The following is a 13,173-nucleotide window of genomic DNA, read 5'->3' as shown; positions in this document are numbered from 1 at the left end:
CCACGCCGCGCGCCGGCTGGGCGGTCTTCGCCGATGAGCATCTCCTACGGATTTCTGAGCACCTACCCGCCGACGCAGTGCGGCATCGCCACGTTCACGGCGTCGCTGCTGCACGCACTGGTGCCGCCCGGGGGCCGCGATCGGGCCGGCGTGGTGCGGGTGGTGGAGGCGCCGACGTTTGCCGAACGGCCCGAGGTAGTCGGGCATCTGCCGGTGAACGATCCGGCCGGCGTGGCCGCGGCCGCCGCCGTGCTGAATCGCTTCGACGTCGTGATCGTGCAGCACGAGTACGGCATCTACGGCGGGGTCGACGGCGAGGACCTGCTGCCGGTGCTGCGCCGGCTCTGCACGCCGGTGCTGGTGGTGCTGCACACGGTGATGAGCGAGCCGAGCCCGCACCAGAAGGCGGTGCTCGAGCAGGTGGTGGCCCTGGCCGGGGCGGCCGTCACGATGACGGAGTCGGCCCGGCGGCGGCTGATCGAGCGGTATGACGTCCCGGCGGCGAAGGTGAAGGTCATCCCGCACGGCGCGCCGGAGCGGCCACCGCTGCGGGTGATCGGATCGACCGGCGAGCCGACGGTGCTCACCTGGGGCCTGCTCGGCCCCGGCAAGGGCATCGAGTGGGCCCTCACCGGCCTGCGGATGGTCCGTCACCTGTACCCCAGGCCGCGGTACGTGATCGCCGGGCAGACGCACCCCAAGGTGCTCGCCGAGCAGGGTGAGGCCTACCGGCTCATGCTGTACTCGCGGGTCCGTGCCCTGGGCGTTGCCGGGATGGTCAGTTTCGAGCGGGCGTACCTGGACCAGGGCCGCCTCGACCGGTTGATCGGACGGGCGGATGTCGTGCTCCTGCCGTACGACTCCCCGGACCAGGCCGTCTCGGGCGTGCTAGCAGAGGCGGTGGCGGCGCACAAGCCCGTCATCGCCACCGCCTTCCCGCACGCCGTCGAGTTGCTCGGTGACGGCGCCGGCCTGCTCGTGCCGCACCGGGACGGCCCCGCCATCGGGGCGGCCCTGAGGCGGGTCCTCACCGAGCCGGATCTCGTCGACAGCATGCGCGACCAGGCCGCCCGCGTTGCCCAGGCCGGCCGCTGGAGCGTCGTCGCCGAGCGGTACCGCACCCTGGCCGCGGCGCTGCTGGACCGGGCGCCGGTACCGCTGTGAACGGGCGGTACCCGCCGCCGACCTACCAGCACCTGCTGCGGCTCAGCGACAGCGTCGGCCTGCTGGAACACGCCGACGGCATCGTGCCCCGCCGGGAGCACGGCTACTGCGTCGACGACGTCGCCCGCGGGCTCGTGGTGCTGTGCCGGGAACCGGACCCGCCGGCGGCGCTGCTGCGGCTGCAGGAGCGCTACCTCGCCTTTCTCATCGGCGCGCAGGCCCGCGACGGAGCGTTTCGCAACCGCCTCGGATACGACCGGCGCTGGCGCGACGAGGCCACCGTCGGTGACTGGTGGGGCCGGGCCGTGTGGGCCGCCGGCACCGCCGCGACCCTCAGCCCGCTGCTCGTAGTCCGGCAGCGGGCGGCGGTCATGTTCGCGGCGGCGGTCCGCCTTCGGTCCCGCTCGCGGCGGTCCATGGCCTACGCCGCGCTCGGCGCCGCCGAGATGCTCGCCACCCAACCGGATCACGCCGGGGCGCGCCTGCTGCTCATCGACGCGGCCACGACTATCGGCCGGCCCAGGCGGGATCCCCACTGGCCGTGGCCGGAACCGGCGCTCACGTACGCCAACGCCCTCCTCGCGGAGGCCCTGATCGCCGCGGGCCGGCGGCTCGAACGGCCCGACCTGATCGACGACGGCACCAGCCTGCTGCGCTGGCTGCTCGACACCGAGTCGCACGACGGGCACCTGTCCTGTACGCCTGTCGGCGGCCGCCGGCCCGGCGAGCGGCCACCGGCCTTCGACCAGCAACCGATCGAGGCGGCCGCGATCGGCGAGGCGTGCGCCCGCGCTCTCGACGCGACCGGCGACGAACGTTTCCGGGCCGGACTCACCTCGGCGGTGGACTGGTTCATGGGTGACAACGACGCCGGTGTGAGCCTGCGTGACCCCGACAGCGGCGGCGGCTACGACGGCCTCACCGCCGGCGGCTACAACACCAATCAGGGCGCCGAGTCCACCCTGGCGCTGCTCGCCACTCTGCAGCACGCCCGCCGGCTGGCGTGAGTCGTCCGTCCACGCCCATAGCCCAGGGAGGATGACGATGTTCCGACTACGGCACACGAACCGCGTCAGCAAAGGCGAGGTCGCGGCGCTTCTCCTGCGCATCTCGAGCGCCGACCAGGTCGCCTTCGCCAGCCTGCACGCACGACTCCGCCCGCGCCTGCTCGACCGCCTGGCCGCCGTACCGCTGGAGCCGGCCGACGTCCTGGCCGTCGCGAACGCGACGTTCGTCGAGGTCTGGTGGCTCGCGTCGCGCTGGCCCGGGCGCGAGACCGACGCCGTCGCGTGGGTCTTCGCGATCGCCGCCCGCCGGGGCGCCGAACGCCGCAGCGCCCGTCGCGCACACTCGACGGAGGGCGCCGAACCGGACGACATTTTCACGTCACTCGACCGGCAGGTCGGGATGGAGCTCGACGTGCTGCTGGCCCAGCCGCCGAGCGCCGGTCAAGCCGGGTAACGGCTCCGGGTGCACCGCGGCACCGAGGCGAACCCGCAGTGGGCGCACACGTCCGGGCGGGTCATGGATGGGTGCGAAGCCGGATCCAGACCTGCTTGCCGTCCACGCGTCGGATCGTTCCCCAGGCGGTGCCGAACGATGCGGCGAGGTGCAGTCCGCTGACGCCGTACAGACCGGGTTCGCGTCGCCGTGGTGGGAGCGGTGAGTGGTCGAACACGGCGACCGTGACGGCCGCGTCGATGTCGCTCACCACCACGGCGGTGCAGCCACCGGCGTGCTGCACCGCGTTGAGGACCAGTTCGGTCACGATGAGCGCCGCTTCGTCCAGCCAGTCCGGGTGCCGGAAGCCCCGCATCCGCAGCGCGGCGACGATCCGCTGCCGCGCCACCGCCGTGACACGCGAACCGTCCGGCAGGTTTAGGTGCACATCGATCCAGGTCATGAGTTCCCGACGTAGTGGGGATGTCTGCCGACAAGATGCGGCAGACGCCCTGGCACTACCACCGTGCGGGAACAAGCAAACATTATGACGTCGAGCGACAGCCGATCCCGCCGATGACTGGGAAATCTGTGGAACAGGAGCATGCTTTTGGGAGGTGCTCACAGCAATGCATCCGGCTGAACGTCACAGACCACGTCCGGCGGTGCGCGGCCCACGGCAACAGACGCTGCAGTACCGCATCGAAAATCGTGGCGACGCTGCGGTACTGGTGCTGGCTGGCGTGCTGGATCTGGCCGGACGAGAGCGGTTCGGCGCCGCCGTTGCCCAGCTGCTGCATCCGCCGAGGGCCAGCGGTATCGAGATCGATGTGGCTGAGCGGTGCCTGATGTCGGCCGATGGAATCGCTTTGCTGTACCAGGCGCGCAGCGAGGCCCACGACGTCGGCGTCACCCTGGCGGTGAGCAACGCGCAGGGATTGGTCCGCACGGTACTGCGCATCGTCAACGCGCTGCAGGATCTCACCACACCGTAGCGCTTACGTCACCCCTGCGGGCCGCCATTGCCGGGGACGGCGGGATGAGGCTGGCGATGTCCTCGCAGTCGACGGCACACGTCCGGCGATGAGGTCAGCCAGGTTGCCGCTGTGGGTTCAGGCTTCGGGGATCGGCCGGCCGAAGTTGGCCAGGGTGATGTCGGCCGGTTCTGGACCGCCGCGTTTGCCGGTGTCCAGGGCGTCTATCGCGGCCAGCTGCTCAGCGGTGAGCTCGAAGTCGAAGATGTCGAAGTTTTCGGCGATGCGCTGCGGGCGCACGGACTTCGGGATGGCCGAGCGTCCCTGCTGTGTGTGCCAGCGCAGCATGACCTGGGCCGGGGTCTTGCCGTGGGTGCGGGCGATCTCGCCGATGGCGGGGTCGTCGAGGGTGCTGCGGTGGCCGCTGTCGCGGTAGAAGGTGATGCGGCCGATCGGCGCCCATGCCTGGGTGAGGATGCCGTGCTCGGCGCCGAATTTCTGGTTGTCGAAGCCGTGCAGCGTCTGGTCGTAGCCGTGGTCGCTGATCCAGATCTTGGTTTCGACGAAGATGTCGGTCCGGCCGACGCCGGACGCGGCAATGGCCTCGCCGACTTGGCGTTCGTTGCCGTAGGCGGCGGCTGTGTCGATGTGCCGGTAGCCGGTCTCGAGGGCGGTGGCGACCGCGGCGCGGGTCTCGTCGGGCGGGGTCTGGAAGACGCCGAACCCGAGCGCGGGCATGGCGACGCCGTTGTTCAGCGCCAGCTGCGGGATCGTGGTCATCGCTGGTCTCCTTGCGGGTCGTATTGCTCGTCGGTGAAGTGTTCCAGCCATTGCACGGCCTGGCCGTCGCGGATGACGGTGAGGGCGAGGTGGGTCATGGGCGAGGTCGGGGATGCGCCGTGCCAGTGCTTGACGCCGGGCGGGCACCAGATGACGCGCTGACCCCGTCCAGCAGCGCGACTTCCTCCCGGCGCAGCCCGGCGACCCGGCGCTGTCCGCCCACGGCCGGCAGCGCGGTGCAGTCGGGCGTGATGCGGGCGCGGCGGGTGGTGAGGAAGTCACGGACCTCGGCTCGGCTGTCCATGTTTCCGACGGTACGACGCAGCCGGGGCCCGCGAGGCTGCGCGGACGCTGGGAGGGCTTTGGCAGTACGTGGAAGCACCGCCACTGCTACAACGACACGCGGCGCGGTCTCCTGGAAGCACCGGCTCACAACGTGGACCCGGCCTCGATCGTCACGCTCCGCGATTGCCGGCTCGACGTGCTCGTCAACAACGCCGCTGCCGTTGTCCGCGACGGTCTTGCCGCCTGCGCTACGTGCGTGTGCACGGACCTTGCCGCCACGCCGGCGCCGCCCTCAGCGGTGCGGGTCGCGGGAGCAGGACACTACGCGGGCCCGGCTCGGCCAGCCCGAGCCCGGTGCGGGGGACCTTACCCGGCGGCCCTGGCCCCGGCGCGGATCGCGAAGGGGACCTGGCTCGCGACCGATCGGCGGGATCAGGTTGCGGCTGGTCCCGGCAGGCGCACGGTCGAACCAGAACTGGTTGATCTGCCGGACCACGTCGACGAACTCCTGATAACCGGCCGGTTTCGTGACGTAGGCGTTGCTGTGCGCGTCGTAGCAGGCGGTGACGTCCTCGATCGCGGCGGAGGTGGTGAGGATGACGACGGGGATGCTGGCCACGGCGGGGTCGGCCTTGATGATGCGAAGGACCTGGCGTCCATCGACGCGGGCCAGGTTGAGGTCGAGCAGAATGAAGTCCGGCCGGGGTTCCTGGACGTAGGTGCCGCGCTGGTAGAGGAAGTCGAGGGCCTGCTCGCCGTCGCGGGCGACGTGGATTCGGCTGTCCTGGGCGTCGTCGCCGAACGCCTCCCGGGCCATGAGTTCGTCGCCGAGGTCGTCTTCGACGAGCAGGATCTGCGCGGTCCCTGCGTGACCGATGGTCATGAGTACGTTCCTTCTTCGAGCATGCCGCGGCGGGCGCGTCGGGGGCGCGTCGGACGATGAAGCAACCAGCGTTGTCGCGGCGCCCCCGCGGCGCAGCATGTCGGAATCGGCGCTGTACGCCCGCGGCCGGTCGGCAGCCAACGGCCGGAGCATGCGGCGGCCGCGCCTACCGGTCGGACGCTGGTCGTTGCATCTCCGGCCGTGCCGCGTGTTCGGCACGGGCGGGCGCGCCGACGTCGTGCAGATAGCGCAGGGCCTGACGGTACGACGCGATGAGGCCGGTCTGTTCGTAGGCCACGCCGATCTCGGCGCAGTATGCCTGGACGATCGGCTGCGCCTTGCGCAGATTGGGGGTCGGCATGCCCGGGAACAGGTGGTGCTCGATCTGGTAGTTCAGGCCGCCGAGTGCCGCGTCGGTGAGCCGGCCGCCGCGGACGTTGCGGGAGGTGAGGACCTGCTTGCGCAGGTAGTCCTCGTCGCCGGTCGGGTGCGGCATACCCTTGTGGTTGGGGGCGAAGGTCATGCCGAGGTAGACACCGAACAGCGCCTGGTGGACCAGCAGGAAGGTGAGCGCCTGGAGCGGCGACAGGACGATGAACAGCGCAGACAGGTAGCCGACGGCATGCAGGACCAGCAGGCTGCCTTCCAGGCGCGGCCGCTTCGCTGTGCCGTTGCGCAGCGCCTTCACGCTCGATACCTTGAGGTCGACGGCGAGCAGGGTCAGTAGCGGGAAGAACAGCGCGGCCTGGTGGCGGGTGATGAAGCCCTTCAACCCTCGCCGGCCGAGCGCCGACCGGGTGGCCCAGACGAGCACTTCCGGCGCGACGTCGGGGTCGAGGTCGTCGTGGTTGGGGTTGTTGTGGTGCCGGGTGTGCTTGTCCATCCACCAGCCGTAGCTCATCCCGATGACGAGGTTCCCGGCGATGCGTCCGGCGACCTCGCCGGGGCGTTTGGTGCGGAACACCTGCCGGTGCGCGAGGTCATGGGCGACGAGCGCGACCTGGGTGAACGTCACGGCGAGGAACGAGGCCGTGAGCAGCTGCCACCATGACGGTCCGACGAGGAAGAAGGCGCTCCAGCCGCCGAGCAGCATGAGCGTGACCACACTCAGCCGGACGAGGTAGTAGGCGGGCCGACGCTGCATCAGTCCCTCGGCGCTGATCCGGCGGGACAGGGCCGCGAAGTCACTGCCGGATGTCATCCGGGATCGCGCCGACGTGGTCGTCGGTACCGTGGTGCTCGTCATGCTTCCATCACACCGTCCGCGACGCGGATCGTCAGGAGCGCTAGGTCGTGCGGCCCGGTGGTGCTGGCACCACCATCCGACCGGGTGCCGGCGGGCACTATAGGAGCCGTGGACATGGCTGAGACCGGTGCGCGGGCGGGTGGATGGGCCCGCCGCGGCGTGCGTGGTGGGCTGGACGGCCTGGCCGCCGTCGGGCTGGCGTTCACCAACATTCCGCTGCTGCTCGTCTCGGTCGTCGTGCTGGCCTTGGCGCCCGTGCCGTTCCTCGGCCTGGCGCTGGTGCCGTGGACGATGACGCTGGTCCGGATGCGCACCGACCTGGAGCGCCGCCGCGCGTCCCGGACCGGCGTCCTGGTGACCCGCCCCTACCATCCGGCCCCCGAGGGGGCCGTCGCGGGTGGTTGGCAGCGCTTCCGCTGGACCGTGACCGACGCGGCCACCTGGCGCGACCTCGCGTGGCTCGCACCCGGCGCGATCGTCGGGTCCGCGCTCGGCGCGATCGGTGTGCTCGTGCCGCTGTACGGGCTCGCGGGTGTGTCGCTGACGCCGGTGTGGATCTGGCTCGGCACCGGCTGGTACGGCTACGGCGCCGCCTGGTCGATCGACACGTGGCCCACCGCAGTCCTCTGCCTGCCGCAGGGCGTCGTCATCCTCGCCGCCGGGCTGTTGGCTGCGCCGTGGCTGCGCCGGGTCGATGCCCATTTCGCCAAGCTCTTCCTCGCCCCGACCAGGGCCGCTGAGCTCCGGCTGCGCGTTACGCAGCTCACGGTGACGCGGGCCGACACGGTGGACGCCCAGGCGGCCGAGTTGCGGCGTATCGAACGTGACCTGCACGATGGCGTCCAGGCCCGGCTCGTCTCGCTGAGCATGATGATCGGGCTGGCCGACACCCTCATCGACCGCAAGCCGGCCGAGGCCCACAAGTTGCTGGCCGAAGCTCGGGAGTCCAGCGGTACGGCGCTGGACGAGTTGCGGCACCTCGTCCGCGGCATCCATCCACCGGTGCTCGCCGAACGCGGGCTCGGCGGCGCCGTCCGCGCGCTGGCGCTCAGCCTGCCCGTCCCGATCGCCGTCGATGTTGACCTGCCGGGCCGGCCCGACACTCCGGTGGAGTCCGCGGCGTACTTCGCCATCGCCGAGGCGCTGACCAACATGGTCCGGTACAGCCGCGCCCGCGCCGGATCGGTGTCGCTACATCATGCCGACGGCGCGTTGAGGATCGTGGTGGCCGACGACGGCGCCGGAGGCGCCGACCCCACCGCCGGGACCGGCCTGCGCGGTATCCAGCGCCGCCTCGCCGCGTTCGATGGCACGATCGTGCTGTCGAGCCCCGTCGGAGGGCCCACCGTCATCACCATGGAGGTGCCGTGCGCGTTGTCATCGCCGAGGACCACGCCCTCCTTCGGGACGGACTGACCAGGCTGCTGACGGCGTTCGACTTCGACGTCGTCGCGACGGTCGACAACGGCCCCGCCCTGCTGCCCGCCCTGCTGACGCACAATCCGCAGGTGGCGGTGATCGACGTCCGCCTACCACCGACGTTCACCGACGAGGGACTGCAAGCCGCGATCGCGGCCCGAAACCGCGTGCCGGGGCTGCCGGTCCTCATGCTCTCCCAGCACGTCGAGCCTCTCTACGCGCGCGAACTGCTCAGCACGCCCCACGGTGGCGTCGGCTACCTGCTCAAGGACCGGGTGTCCAACGTCGAGGAGTTCGTGGACGCGGTTCAGCGCGTCGCCGCGGGCGGTACCGCAATGGACCCTGCGGTGATCTCGCAACTCCTCGCCCGCCGAGAGCCACTGGCCGTACTCACCGCCCGGGAACGTGAGGTGCTCGGCCGGATGGCCGAAGGCCGTTCCAACGCCGCCATCGCGACCCAGCTACGCATCACGGAGAAGGCGGTGAGCAAGCACATCAACAACATTCTCGCCAAGCTGAACATGCGACCGTCCGACGACGACAACCGCCGCGTCCTCGCCGTCCTGGCGTACCTCAACGCCTGAGCCGCAGCCGGCGCGGCTCGGCCGGCGCACACGGCGGCCCGGAGATGACGGAGTAACAATCGGCGTGATCGGGGCTAGAATCGGCGCAGGACGGCACACCAGGTACCGCCCGGCACCGAAGATTTCTGCTGAGGCGGTATTGCGTGCGTTATCTCAGTGACGTCAACCTGCGCGCGGTGCTCAGCGTGCTCATCGCCCGCGCCGGCGGGACGATCGAGATCAGCAACCGAGAACTCTACGATGCCATGCTGCCCGACAACGGCCAGGCCGAAGGCTTTGAGATCGAGGAACTGCCCGACGCCCTGCGGCTGACAACGGTGCCGCGTCCGGGCCTGAACGGCGCTCAGCGCTGAACGGATCGGTCGACGGCCGCAGATCCACGTCCGTGCGTCGAGTCGGCACGCCGCAAGGCCGTGGGTGATGGCCGTCATGGGTGTCTCAGGGGAACTGGCGTAGACTCGCAGTGCGGCCCGTTCTCATGCGGCCGCACGTGGCCCGGGCGACTACTCCTTCTCGCCTCTACCCGCCGTGTTTCGGCGCCGGTCCGGAGGTTCGACCCGATGCAGGTCGCACAGTTCAAGCCCAGGCCAGATCGTCGACACGATGCAACCGGCCCGGCCAACGGGAAGCCGGTCGGTGCGATGCCGGTCGGTGCGACGATCCATCCGATCGGGGTCCAGGCGGTGGTGCACGCGCTCCTGGCCGCCGCCAATGCGGCCGGGTTCGCGCCTTCGGTCCTCGACAGCCAGCCGTGGCGGTGGCGGCTGACCGGAAACACCCTGGCCCTGTACCTGGAACGGGGCCGCATCGTCGACGACGTCGACATCGAGGGCCGTCTGGCGATCATCAGTTGCGGAGCGGCCCTGCACCACGCCCGGATCGCGCTCGAGGCCGAGGGCTGGCGGCTCACAACGGACCGCCGACCAGACCCGGCCGACCCGGACCGGCTCGCGTCGCTGCGGCTCGAGGAGCGCTCGACGGCCGAGACGGCTGAGGCACCGCTGATGGGCAGCATCCCCCTGCGCCGCACCGACCGGGCGCCGGTCACCGGCGCTCCGGTCGCGGTCGCGCAGCTCAGGGCCATCACCTCCGCGGTGCGGGCCGAGGAGATTTCGCTACACGTGCTCTACCCGGACGAGGTCCTCGAGCTCGCCCGGGTCGCCGCCGGCGTCAAGCTCCGGGAGGCCGGGGCCGGGGATCGTTCGGCCCCCGTCGGGCCGGTGGTCCTCGCCGAGCATCGGGCAGCTACGTTCGCGCTGCTCTACGGCCATGCCGACGAGCCGGAGGATTGGTTGCGGGCGGGCGAGGCACTCTCCGCCGGCTGGCTGACCGCAACCGCCGCCGGCGTCTCGGTCCTGCCCCTGAGCGCGGCCGTCGAGGTCGTCGCCACGCGGCAGGCGGTCCAGATCATGATCGGTTGCGTCGGCTATCCGTACCTGCTGCTGCGCCTCGGCCGCGCCGCCATGCGGCCGTCCGGCCCGCGCCGCGCACCGACCACCCAGCTTATCGATCGACGTTGATGCCGCCTCGCTCGACCTTTGCCGGAAGCATGGCGCGGATGGCGTGCCGTCCGTCAAAGCGTCTCGTTGTTGGGGTGGCCGGCGCCGGCCTCGGCGGCCCGCTGTCGCGGGGGCAGCGCCGTCGCGAGGATCGCCGTGGCGTGCAGGGCGTTGGTCGGATCGGCGGCCTTGTTAAGGGCCGCCCGAGCGGCGGTGGCGGGGGTGTCGGGCGGGACGATGAGCAGGTTGATCTGGTCACCGGCCTCAGTGATGATGGCGAGCAGCCCCGGGTCGGCGCTGCTGAACCACCGGATATGCACGGTGCCGGTTGCCACCAGGAACCGGTCGAAACACGGATCCCAGGTGTGGCTGCTGAGCATCAGCCGGCGGATGGGTCCGTAGCGTTCGACCACTTCGGCGACCAGCCCGGGAAGTTCGGTCGCCGGATCCCAGGAATGCGGCCACCATCCCCCGTTGAGCACGGCGCGGGGGGCGCGCCCGGGCGCCAGCGCCAGCCGCGGCTGAGCGGAGGGGCCGAACGCGGTGAATGTGTCGCGTCGATCGTTGGTGACCATGGTCGACCGTTCTGTCGGAACCCGGAAAGAATCCGGGTCGAGGCGCTGATGTCAGGGTGGTGCGGACCGGTTCCGTGCTCGAGCCTACGCCCATTCCTCGATCCGGCATCTGTGTCGAGCGGGCCGCGGATACCCGAATGCTGGCCGCGCACACCGGCACGAACGTCCGGAGCCGCGGCGTGAGATTGACGCCGATCTCGAATGCCGCGCCGACCGCAGCGATTCCCGGATGTCCATGCCCACCGCTGTCGGCACCCGGATCCGGAACGCTTCTTGAATCAGCTCCTCTGACCTGGGCTCAGCCCTTCAGCAGCTGCCTGGCCATGACGATGCGCTGGACCTGGTTCGTGCCCTCGTAGATCTGGGTGATCTTGGCGTCCCGCATCATTCGTTCGAGCGGGTAGTCCTTGACGTAGCCGTAACCGCCGAGCAGCTGGACCGCGTCGGTGGTGATCCGCATGGCGACGTCGGAGGCGTAGCACTTGGCGGCCGCACCGAAGAACGACAGGTCGGCGTCGGCCCGCTCGGACCTTGCGGCGGCGGCGTACACCATCAGCCGTGCCGCTTCGAGGGTCATGGCCATGTCCGCGAGCATGAACTGGATGCCCTGGAACTCCGCGATCGCCTTGCCGAACTGCCGGCGTTCCTTGACGTAGTTGACGGCGTAGTCCAGGGCGCCCTGGGCGATGCCGATCGCCTGCGCACCGATGGTGACGCGGGTGTGGTCGAGGGTCCGGAGCGCGATTTTCAGGCCGTCCCCGACCGCGCCGACGCGACGGTCGTCGCCGATGCGGACGTTGTCGAAGAACAGTTCCCGGGTGGGCGAACCCTTGATGCCCAGCTTGCGCTCCGGCTCGCCGCACGAGAAGCCGGCGTCCCCGTCCTCGACGACGAACGCGGTGACGTTGCGGCCGCGCTGCCCGTCCGGATCGGTGACGGCCAGCACCGTGTAGTACTTGGAGACCCCGGCGTTGGTGATCCAGCTCTTCTGGCCGGTCAGGACCCACTCGTCGCCGTCGGCGACCGCACGCGTGCGCATGCTCGCGGTGTCCGAGCCGGCCTCCCGCTCCGACAGGCCGTAGGAGAACAGCGCCTCGCCGCGGGCCACCGGCGGCAGGTAGCGGCGCTTGACCTCGTCCGAGCCGGCCAGGATCAGCGGCATCGTCCCGAGCTTGTTCACCGCCGGGATGAGCGAGGTGGACGCGCACGCCCGGGCGACCTCCTCGATGACGATGCAGGTCGCCAGCGCGTCGGCGCCGACGCCGTCGTACTCCTCGGCGATGTGCGGGGCGTGGAAGTCGGCCGCCCGCAAGGCGTCATAGGCCTCGATCGGGAACCGGGACCGCTCGTCCACGTCGGACGCGTACGGCGCGATCTTGTTCTCCGCCACCGCGCGGACCGCGGCGCGCAGGTCCTGGTGCTCCTCCGGCAGCTGGAACAGGCCGAAGCCGGGCGCGCTCACGCGCGGTTCCGCTCATAGCGGTAGAAGCCGCGGCCGGACTTGCGGCCCAGCAGGCCGGCCTCGACCATCCGGGACAGCAGCGGCGGCGGGGCGTACAGCGGCTCCTTGAACTCCTCGTACAGCGACTCGGCGACGGCCTTCGTGGTGTCCAGGCCGATGAGGTCGACCAGGGCCAGGGGGCCCTGCGGGTGGGCGCAGCCGCGCACCATTCCCTCGTCGATGTCCTCGGCGGTGGCGAAGCCGGACTCGACCATGCGGATCGCGGACAGCAGGAACGGGACCAGCAACGCGTTCACGACAAAACCGGACCGGTCCTTGGACTCGATGACGTGCTTGCCGAGGGTGTCACGCGCGAACGTGCGGGCGCGCTCGGCCACGTCCGGATCGGTGAGCAGGGTCGGTGCCAGCTCGACGAGCGAGAGCACCGGAACCGGGTTGAAGAAGTGCAGGCCGACGACGTGGCTGGGGCGCGAGGTGGCCACCGCGAGCCTGGTGACGGGGATCGAGGAGGTGTTGGAGGCGAAGATCGCGTCGGGGGACGTCACGATCGCGTCCAGCGCCGAGAAGAGCCGGACCTTCGCGCCCTCGTCCTCCACGATCGCCTCGATGACGATCTCCCGATCGGCCAGGGCGTCAAGCTCCGTGATGACGCGTACCCGGTCGAGCACCGCCGCGGCATCGGCGATCTTGCCCTTCGCTTCCGCGCGGCGCAATGACGCGGCCAGGCGCTCACGCCCGGCCGCGGCCGCTTCCGGGCTCGACTCGACGACGAGCACGTCCAGGTCCGCCCGTGCGGCCACCTCGGCTATGCCGGCGCCCATGAGGCCGCAGCCGACAACCCCTATGTTCTTCATGCCAATGC

The 13,173-nt window shown here is 70.8% G+C and carries 16 protein-coding genes; 8 read left to right on the top strand and 8 right to left on the bottom strand.

Annotated features, from left to right (window positions below; translation table 11 throughout):
- Nucleotides 1–33 precede the first annotated feature (33 nt).
- Genes ACQEVU_RS30045 through ACQEVU_RS30035 form a run of 3 tightly spaced genes read left to right on the top strand, consistent with a single transcriptional unit; the run spans nucleotide 34 to nucleotide 2,625 of the window.
- On the top strand, nucleotides 34–1,164 hold the full coding sequence (locus ACQEVU_RS30045) for a glycosyltransferase (RefSeq protein WP_433329368.1): 1,131 nt from the start codon (nucleotides 34–36) through the stop codon (nucleotides 1,162–1,164).
- Nucleotides 1,161–2,171: a glycosyltransferase gene (locus tag ACQEVU_RS30040; RefSeq protein ID WP_433329366.1), complete on the top strand. Its 1,011-nt coding sequence runs from the start codon at nucleotides 1,161–1,163 to the stop codon at nucleotides 2,169–2,171. The genes ACQEVU_RS30045 and ACQEVU_RS30040 overlap by 4 nt, the downstream gene beginning before the upstream one ends.
- A gap of 37 nt (nucleotides 2,172–2,208) precedes the next feature.
- A complete protein-coding gene (locus tag ACQEVU_RS30035; RefSeq protein ID WP_433329364.1) occupies nucleotides 2,209–2,625 on the top strand; it encodes a hypothetical protein in 417 nt (138 codons plus the stop codon).
- 61 nt (nucleotides 2,626–2,686) lie between these two features.
- On the opposite strand, the gene ACQEVU_RS30030 is transcribed toward ACQEVU_RS30035, so the two are convergent.
- Nucleotides 2,687–3,067 (bottom strand): ATP-binding protein, encoded by a 381-nt coding sequence (locus tag ACQEVU_RS30030; RefSeq protein WP_433329362.1) that lies wholly within the window; start codon nucleotides 3,065–3,067, stop codon nucleotides 2,687–2,689.
- A 166-nt stretch (nucleotides 3,068–3,233) separates the two neighbouring features.
- Here ACQEVU_RS30030 and ACQEVU_RS30025 point away from each other — a divergent pair, with 166 nt between their 5' ends.
- The gene (locus tag ACQEVU_RS30025; RefSeq protein WP_433329360.1) at nucleotides 3,234–3,599 is read left to right on the top strand and encodes an STAS domain-containing protein; all 366 of its coding nucleotides are present in this window, start codon (nucleotides 3,234–3,236) and stop codon (nucleotides 3,597–3,599) included.
- 117 nt (nucleotides 3,600–3,716) lie between these two features.
- Here the strand turns inward: ACQEVU_RS30025 and ACQEVU_RS30020 are convergent, their stop codons facing one another.
- The 4 genes from ACQEVU_RS30020 to ACQEVU_RS30005 form a co-directional block, all read right to left on the bottom strand.
- The gene (locus tag ACQEVU_RS30020; RefSeq protein ID WP_433329358.1) at nucleotides 3,717–4,358 is read right to left on the bottom strand and encodes an aldo/keto reductase; all 642 of its coding nucleotides are present in this window, start codon (nucleotides 4,356–4,358) and stop codon (nucleotides 3,717–3,719) included.
- A 94-nt stretch (nucleotides 4,359–4,452) separates the two neighbouring features.
- Nucleotides 4,453–4,662 carry a hypothetical protein gene (locus tag ACQEVU_RS30015; RefSeq protein ID WP_433329356.1) on the bottom strand — a complete coding sequence of 70 codons (210 nt, stop codon included), beginning with the start codon at nucleotides 4,660–4,662 and terminating at the stop codon, nucleotides 4,453–4,455.
- A 273-nt stretch (nucleotides 4,663–4,935) separates the two neighbouring features.
- Complete coding sequence (locus ACQEVU_RS30010) at nucleotides 4,936–5,526, bottom strand: response regulator (protein WP_433329355.1); 591 nt, start codon at nucleotides 5,524–5,526, stop codon at nucleotides 4,936–4,938.
- Nucleotides 5,527–5,692: 166 nt separating this feature from the next.
- The gene (locus ACQEVU_RS30005; RefSeq protein WP_433329353.1) at nucleotides 5,693–6,772 is read right to left on the bottom strand and encodes a fatty acid desaturase family protein; all 1,080 of its coding nucleotides are present in this window, start codon (nucleotides 6,770–6,772) and stop codon (nucleotides 5,693–5,695) included.
- A gap of 114 nt (nucleotides 6,773–6,886) precedes the next feature.
- Here ACQEVU_RS30005 and ACQEVU_RS30000 point away from each other — a divergent pair, with 114 nt between their 5' ends.
- The 4 genes from ACQEVU_RS30000 to ACQEVU_RS29985 all read left to right on the top strand — a co-directional run bounded on the left by ACQEVU_RS30000 (nucleotide 6,887) and on the right by ACQEVU_RS29985 (nucleotide 10,295).
- Nucleotides 6,887–8,188 (top strand): sensor histidine kinase, encoded by a 1,302-nt coding sequence (locus ACQEVU_RS30000; protein WP_433329351.1) that lies wholly within the window; start codon nucleotides 6,887–6,889, stop codon nucleotides 8,186–8,188.
- Complete coding sequence (locus ACQEVU_RS29995) at nucleotides 8,140–8,775, top strand: LuxR C-terminal-related transcriptional regulator (RefSeq protein ID WP_433329349.1); 636 nt, start codon at nucleotides 8,140–8,142, stop codon at nucleotides 8,773–8,775. The genes ACQEVU_RS30000 and ACQEVU_RS29995 overlap by 49 nt, the downstream gene beginning before the upstream one ends.
- Before the next feature lie 143 nt (nucleotides 8,776–8,918).
- Nucleotides 8,919–9,128, top strand: coding sequence for a hypothetical protein (locus ACQEVU_RS29990; RefSeq protein ID WP_433329347.1), 210 nt, complete (start codon nucleotides 8,919–8,921; stop codon nucleotides 9,126–9,128).
- A 288-nt stretch (nucleotides 9,129–9,416) separates the two neighbouring features.
- A complete protein-coding gene (locus ACQEVU_RS29985) occupies nucleotides 9,417–10,295 on the top strand; it encodes a nitroreductase (protein ID WP_433329345.1) in 879 nt (292 codons plus the stop codon).
- A 53-nt stretch (nucleotides 10,296–10,348) separates the two neighbouring features.
- Here the strand turns inward: ACQEVU_RS29985 and ACQEVU_RS29980 are convergent, their stop codons facing one another.
- From ACQEVU_RS29980 to ACQEVU_RS29970, 3 genes are all read right to left on the bottom strand, one after another.
- A complete protein-coding gene (locus ACQEVU_RS29980) occupies nucleotides 10,349–10,849 on the bottom strand; it encodes a DUF5994 family protein (protein WP_433329343.1) in 501 nt (166 codons plus the stop codon).
- 298 nt (nucleotides 10,850–11,147) lie between these two features.
- Nucleotides 11,148–12,311 carry an acyl-CoA dehydrogenase family protein gene (locus tag ACQEVU_RS29975; protein ID WP_433329341.1) on the bottom strand — a complete coding sequence of 388 codons (1,164 nt, stop codon included), beginning with the start codon at nucleotides 12,309–12,311 and terminating at the stop codon, nucleotides 11,148–11,150.
- Nucleotides 12,308–13,165 (bottom strand): 3-hydroxybutyryl-CoA dehydrogenase, encoded by an 858-nt coding sequence (locus ACQEVU_RS29970; protein ID WP_433329339.1) that lies wholly within the window; start codon nucleotides 13,163–13,165, stop codon nucleotides 12,308–12,310. Before ACQEVU_RS29970 ends, ACQEVU_RS29975 begins: the two co-directional genes overlap by 4 nt.
- Between the last annotated feature and the right edge of the window lie 8 nt (nucleotides 13,166–13,173).

This window comes from Dactylosporangium sp. CA-139066 (genome assembly GCF_050936175.1).
Lineage (GTDB): Bacteria > Actinomycetota > Actinomycetes > Mycobacteriales > Micromonosporaceae > Dactylosporangium.
The sequence above is the reverse complement of the archived record's forward strand: the minus strand, read 5'-3'. Positions and strand labels throughout refer to the sequence as shown.

What these genes read in the sequence shown, in the direction of transcription:
- ACQEVU_RS30030 (WP_433329362.1), bottom strand. Translation starts at nt 3,067, where the DNA reads ATGACCTGGATCGATGTGCACCTAAACCTGCCGGACGGTTCGCGTGTC.
- ACQEVU_RS30000 (WP_433329351.1), top strand. Translation starts at nt 6,887, where the DNA reads ATGGCTGAGACCGGTGCGCGGGCGGGTGGATGGGCCCGCCGCGGCGTG.
- ACQEVU_RS30025 (WP_433329360.1), top strand. Translation starts at nt 3,234, where the DNA reads ATGCATCCGGCTGAACGTCACAGACCACGTCCGGCGGTGCGCGGCCCA.
- ACQEVU_RS29980 (WP_433329343.1), bottom strand. Translation starts at nt 10,849, where the DNA reads ATGGTCACCAACGATCGACGCGACACATTCACCGCGTTCGGCCCCTCC.
- ACQEVU_RS30020 (WP_433329358.1), bottom strand. Translation starts at nt 4,358, where the DNA reads ATGACCACGATCCCGCAGCTGGCGCTGAACAACGGCGTCGCCATGCCC.
- ACQEVU_RS29985 (WP_433329345.1), top strand. Translation starts at nt 9,417, where the DNA reads ATGCCGGTCGGTGCGACGATCCATCCGATCGGGGTCCAGGCGGTGGTG.
- ACQEVU_RS30035 (WP_433329364.1), top strand. Translation starts at nt 2,209, where the DNA reads ATGTTCCGACTACGGCACACGAACCGCGTCAGCAAAGGCGAGGTCGCG.
- ACQEVU_RS30005 (WP_433329353.1), bottom strand. Translation starts at nt 6,772, where the DNA reads ATGACGAGCACCACGGTACCGACGACCACGTCGGCGCGATCCCGGATG.
- ACQEVU_RS29970 (WP_433329339.1), bottom strand. Translation starts at nt 13,165, where the DNA reads ATGAAGAACATAGGGGTTGTCGGCTGCGGCCTCATGGGCGCCGGCATA.
- ACQEVU_RS30010 (WP_433329355.1), bottom strand. Translation starts at nt 5,526, where the DNA reads ATGACCATCGGTCACGCAGGGACCGCGCAGATCCTGCTCGTCGAAGAC.
- ACQEVU_RS30015 (WP_433329356.1), bottom strand. Translation starts at nt 4,662, where the DNA reads ATGGACAGCCGAGCCGAGGTCCGTGACTTCCTCACCACCCGCCGCGCC.
- ACQEVU_RS30045 (WP_433329368.1), top strand. Translation starts at nt 34, where the DNA reads ATGAGCATCTCCTACGGATTTCTGAGCACCTACCCGCCGACGCAGTGC.